General features: G+C 26.6%; 5 protein-coding genes. All 5 read right to left on the reverse strand.

Annotated elements, in window-relative coordinates; genetic code table 11:
• Positions 1-750, reverse strand: a 750-nt coding sequence (locus ACIQ06_RS15765; protein ID WP_396147883.1) for a hypothetical protein, incomplete at its 3' end; no start/stop codon positions are given.
• A gap of 18 nt (positions 751-768) precedes the next feature.
• A complete protein-coding gene (locus tag ACIQ06_RS15770; protein WP_396147884.1) occupies positions 769-2751 on the reverse strand; it encodes a T9SS type B sorting domain-containing protein in 1983 nt (660 codons plus the stop codon).
• Between the two features lie 516 nt (positions 2752-3267).
• The gene (locus ACIQ06_RS15775; protein WP_396147885.1) at positions 3268-3996 is read right to left on the reverse strand and encodes a hypothetical protein; all 729 of its coding nucleotides are present in this window, start codon (positions 3994-3996) and stop codon (positions 3268-3270) included.
• Positions 3997-4094: 98 nt separating this feature from the next.
• Positions 4095-4766: a response regulator gene (locus ACIQ06_RS15780; protein WP_396147886.1), complete on the reverse strand. Its 672-nt coding sequence runs from the start codon at positions 4764-4766 to the stop codon at positions 4095-4097.
• Positions 4767-5945: 1179 nt separating this feature from the next.
• The coding region (locus tag ACIQ06_RS15785) for a helix-turn-helix transcriptional regulator (RefSeq protein ID WP_396147887.1) at positions 5946-6402 on the reverse strand (457 nt) is incomplete at its 5' end.

A 6402-nucleotide genomic window follows, 5' to 3' on the forward strand; every position in this document is an offset into this window, starting at 1 on the left:
TTTTATTTCGTTTTTATAATACTTATTGTAATCAAAATAATATACATGTAAGTATTTTTTTAAAATTTCTTCATAAATTGGAGTATTTAATAATCTTTTATCTGAAGAAAAAAAATAATCCCAAAAAACACTTTCATCAGTTTTTGAATCTATATTATTTAGTTTATCCATATAAATTACCATAACCGATGACCAATAATTTTTGTTACTATCTAAGAATACATTTTTTAATAGACTAATTTCATTTTTTAAAATTTTTAGAAATTCAGCTTTTGATTTATATTTTTCACTAACAAAAAATAAATCTTTATTGGAAATAAAATTTTCAATTCTATTAAATTCATCTTGTTTAATTTGCTTCAGTTTTATATAGTCAAACCAATTCCTATTAATTTCAGAAATTAAAAATTCAGGAAATGAATTTACACCATCTAAACAATATTTAAGTGAAATTTCCTTTTCTGTACTATCAATTATTACATCAAAATATTCAACGCATGGTTTCATCTTGATTGTTGATAAATAACTGAAGTAAACTCTATAAACTCCAGAATTAATTGTATCAGATAAGTCGAAATGCAACTCACTATTAGTTACAATTGTATCAAAAACAGGTTTTGACAAATTTTCAAAACTTACTAGTTGAAAGGATGTTGCTTGACCTGCATTCGTTAAAAAAACAGAAATTGAAATATTTTTATTAGGGAATAATAAATTAGTAAATAGCAAAAAAATTAAACTAAATTTCATTAAATATTTTTTTATAGATTATCTTTTCATACAAAAATGACCTTTGTGAATTCTTCCATCAATTCTGTATACAACAAACCAATAATCATCACTGACCATTAGATTACCATTATAAGTTCCATCCCAACCTTGACTTTGAGAGGTGAAAGAAGTAACTATCTTCCCAAACCTGTCATAAACTACAACTTGTAATTCTTTTTTATTTTCTGAAAAGGGAATCTGCCAATAATCATTATATCCATCAGCATTAGGAGTAAAGTACTTTAAATAATATAAAAGCCAAACAGTTTTTATGGTAACACCACAGCCTGCTTTATCTCTAACATATACGGAATACAATCCAGGAAGTAAATTTTCGAATTTATTATTATCTTGGTAATTAATGCCGTCTAACGAATATTCATAAGCACCATTAATTGATGTGATAACTGAAATACTATTTTCTTCTCCAGTCCAATCTATGGTTTCGATACGTTCAATAACTGGAGCTTCAGAAAGGACAACAGTAATGCTCTTTGATGTAGAACAACTTAAATTTTGTGCTCCATAACTATTAGTTGCTGTTACGGTTAAATTTGTTTCGTCAATAGTTGTAATAGTAGCTTCTGGTCCTGTGACTCCATTTGACCAAACATAAGTTGTATTTGGCAAATTCATGCTTGATGCATTGATAGTTACAGAACTTTGGTCACAAAAAAGATATTCATCATCTAGCAGCAATTTTGGATTTTGACCAACAATTAAATCAAATGAAGTTACTTCATAACAATCAGGCATATTATTTAGTCTTAATCGAGCATATATGGTTTGTGGATTACTTGTTGGATTAAAGTTTGTAATTGAACTTATTGGATTTAAATTGCTTTGTGCATCAGTTAAGGAGGTATGATAAGTCAAGGTATAATTTAAATTAATTTGTTGTCCTACTATAACTCCACTTTGACTGCTTATATCAAAGATTTCGTTATTAGTAATTACATCAGTACAAATCAGCATGTCATTTGGTTTAGTTATTAAAACTAACGAGACTAATGAACTAATATCTATAACTCTTGTTATAATATTTCCACAATTATCTTCAATCTGAAAAGTATAAGTTGCAGAGGGTAAATTGTTAAAAATATTTGAGTTACCATTATCCAATAAAAAAGGAATACCATTTTTATTTATAATGGTATAATGCAAGGGATTCGATCCCAAAGCATTTATTATAACATCTAAGTTTCCATTTAAATTACAAGGCATTCTATTAAATCCCAAAACTTCTAGTGATTCATTAAATGTAAACGTTGGAGTGAGGACTTCAATACAGCTTTTATCAACTGAAGGAACAACTCCTGAATTATAATTAGTCCCATTTTGAAAAGAGTAAAAATGGCGAACTATGCGGAACGTTCCATTAAATGAAAAATTAAAATTAGTAGTAAGATTGTTTAGTTGAATTGAATTAGTAGAATTTGGAATAGTATTACTGTTATAAATAACATTAGTTGAAGGATTTCCCCATTGATTAGTTACTGGGTCAATAAGTTTTTGAAGCCAAAAGGATTGACCATCTATACCATTACTAACAAAATTAAGTAAGATGTCAAATGATCCGCAATTAGTGATCATTGAATAATTGCTTGAAGTAATGTCGTAACCAAGAACGTTAACGTTTACAGTATTACTAAAATTACATTCATCAATAGTTTCAAATGTATAGGAACCAGGAGGCAAATCATCCAAATAAAGAATACCGGTTGAAACAATAGAACTTGAAACATCATTGGGCAAAATAAAATTATAGGCTGTAGGAGCCGCTGTAATTTTTACAGTTGTTAAATCACCATTATAACTCCATAACTTCAAAGAACCTTTTCCTATATCACAACCCGGCCTGTTTGTTGTACCAATTCCTTTATCTGTATATATTGGTACAGTAACTGTTGTTGTTAAAACAACACCAGTACAATCATCAATAAGTTCAATGACATAATCCCCAAGAGGAACAGGATTCAAAGTTAAAATACCATTGGTGATTTGCGCACTAACATTGTCGGGTAAAGTATTAGGGTAAGCTGAAGGAGCACTAGTAATTATTGCAGATATTATGTTGTAGTTTGGAATTGATGCAGTTATAGTACCTGAATTTGTTAAACAACCATTGTTAGTTCCACTAGCACTTGGTTCAGGTGGTTTGTTTAAAATTACAAATGATGTAGTTCTCGTTCTACCACAAGAATCAGTTATAGATACGGTGTAATTACCATAAGGAACTACATTAGTTGTGCTTCCAAAAGTGGTTGAGTTTAGACTAAAGGGACCTGGATAACTTGAATTAAAAAGTGTAGGATTGAAACCTGTGGGTACTGTTGTAAAGTTTAAGGTATAAGGAGCGGTAAACTGTGTTGCATTTAAATTGAAATAATATTCATTGCATGGTAAATTAACTATAGACGCTGAAAGACCAATTGAACTATCTATTGAAAATGTATTTGTTGTAATTGCATTACATGAATCTGTAATGATTAAATCTTATGTATAATTTTGATTGATATAAATCGGAAATAATTCTGAAATCGATAAAGAAAATAAATTTCCAGTTGCAATTGATTGGTTTATTATAATATCACTTGCTCCACCTGGTGGATGGATAACATATTGTAATGTTAATGGATAAGCAATAATAGTTCCACTTGCAGGAGTTATGGTCTGATTGACATTGGTGTTTGTACAAGTAGTATTGGTAAGATTTGGATTTGAAATAGATAACCCTGTAGGGTTATTTGAAACGGTGTAAGTGGTAACAATCCCAATCCCACAACTATCAAAAACTCTTATTTTATAAACACCAACAGGAAGATTTGAAAAAATATTTGATGATTGCAATGGAAATAAAACAGGACCATTAAATATTTCATACGAAACAGCGGTTCCTGAAGATACATTAATAGAAATTGTACTTGTAGAAGAACAAGCCTGATTAAAACTCACAACAGTATAAGACAAAGGTACAACTTGATTTAAAATAGTCACATCAACTTGCTGAGTTGTAAAGACAGAACCAATAGTTTCTCTAGCAATAATTCTATACGTTCCGCTCAATAATCCAGAAATTGTAGAGTTGGAAGTAGTCGCTATTGGTGTGGTAACATTGGGTAATAAATAAATGATATAAACTATTGTACCATTAGGATCTGCATTAGAAATATTGAAATTTAATTGGCCATTTCCAACACAAGTTTCATCGGATGTCTGCACCAAAAGGGAAAAACAAAACCCATAATTAAAAAACATAATAAGTAAAACCGAAAAAAAAATATTTGTCCTCACACCAAATAGTTTTTTAAATATTAATATAATTATAATTCTACTATTTCTGAATTCCTTTTAAAAATATCTGCTAATTGCAAAACATTTTCAGTATTTGTTTTCAAAAAAATTCTTTTCTTATATGTACTAACTGTTGAAGTTGCAATTCTTAACTTTTTAGATATATCCAAATTTGTACTACCTAAAACTAGCATACTTGCTAACTCAAACTCTCTTGCAGAAAGGGTATTCAAATCATCACTTACAGACTTATGTCTTTTAATTTTCTTTCTAACCATCAATTTCAACTTTACATTCTTAGAAAAAAAACTACCTCCATTGAGCAAAACATTGATAGCTTGACAAATATTTTCTTCTTTACAATTTTTATTAATAATTCCGCTAGCTCCATTTTTAAAACATCTCAATTTATAATTTTCATCATTCATAAAGGAGAAGACTAATATTTTTATTTTAGAGTTTAAAACCTTTACTTTTTTAAGAACTGAAAATTCATCTATTCCATTATGAGATACGTCAATAATTGCCAAATCAAATACCATGACTTTGACTACCTCCTTAACATCATCAATGCTATCACATACCACGACAATAGACTCCGGAAATCTTCTTTTTATAATAATTTCAAGTGCCTTTCTTAAAATCTCATACTCATCAAAAATTAAAAAACTGTACTCTTTGTTTAATAAATCATTATCCATAATTGAAATTTTAATAAAAATATTAAATGAAAAACTAAACAACCATCATAAAATAAACTTGCAAAATGGATTATTGATATAAATTTATAATGGCTACAAAAAAATATAATAATTTCAAATGTATTGATCTATAAACATTCTTGAATTTTTAATTAATGAAACTTCTAGTCTCTTCAGTGAACTTATAGTATTTCTATTTCTAAACTTACTTTTTTGTTAGTTAAAAAGATTATACAATATCTTTTTCAATGACTAAATTGTAAATCATTACAAGGAGAATCAATTGATTAAAGAAAAACATGTTAACTATGAAAGAGATTAAAACTTAAAAAGAAATAGAAAAATTGTTTTAATGTAGTAATGCTTTTTATATAATGCTACAGAGATATTTGAAAACTATAAAACATAGTCAATCAAACCTTTAAATTTACTAACAAGATTAATATAACATAAACTTATTTTATAACTATGAATTTTATAAAAAAGTGCTTAACTAAAAGTTCTTTGAATAATCACTATAAAAATTTTCACTTTTTAGTAACTGATTATAAGAACCAAAATGTGTAATAGTTTTATTATCCAAAACACAAATTAAATCAGCTTTTTTTAAAGCATTTAATTGAAGTGATTTATAGAAAATAGTGCTGTTTGGTTTAATCTTTTCAAATAAGCTAATATAAAGTTTTCTGCATTTATACTTCAATTATATATTACTTGGGAGAAACTTATGCTCTGATTTTCTTAAAAAATTTTTTGATTATAAAATTTCCATATTGCAATTGCTTGGAATAAAATAACATAATCCTTATATGATTACAAATACACAATTTAAAGATTACCTGAGAAGATTCAAAAACTTTCGACAAAACTTTTTCAGGGAAATGTCCTCCAAATGTAATTACATATCTATTAAAAAAATCTAATCATTATGAAGAGAATTTTCAATAGTTTAATTTGACAAATAATAAAATTTAAACCCAAAAACTTCATAAAAATTCGTTATCAACATTATTAACAAACACTTGAAGTGTAATATTTAAAATTATGTGACAAAGAAAGTTAAATTAAATGTAAAATAATTTAATTTATAAATATTCACACATCCCAAATCAAGTATAAAATATTAAAAAATTAATCTTATGATAATAAAAAACTTTGCAAAAATATTTTACAGATAAGCTAAAGTGTATTCATCCAAATAAATAAATCATCCGATGAATTAATTTTTAGTTTTTTTCTAATTCTATATTTTTTTGCTTCAATAGATCTTACACTTGAATTAGTTGCTAAAGCAATCTCTTTAGTTGTAAAATTAAGTTTTATCAATGCACATATCTCAAGCTCGGAAGAAATAATATCTGTACTAATATTCAAAATTTTATTAAAAAAATCTTTATACAATAAATTAAATTCAGTTAAAAAAGCTGGATTATTTAATTTAGCTAATGAGACTATTGTCACTATTCTATTGATATTTTCTTCATCATTAAGCGAATTTTCTTTATTACTAAAGTTATCTAAGTTAAATTTTATTTTGAACTCTTCTAATTCAAAATAAAATCTAGACATTAATTGAGTATTTTTAAAATAAAAATATAAAGTTGTTATTACAAAAATTGAAACTTCAATAGAAATA

It is taken from the genome of Flavobacterium sp. (genome assembly GCF_044341265.1).
Taxonomy (GTDB): Bacteria; Bacteroidota; Bacteroidia; order Flavobacteriales; family Flavobacteriaceae; genus Flavobacterium.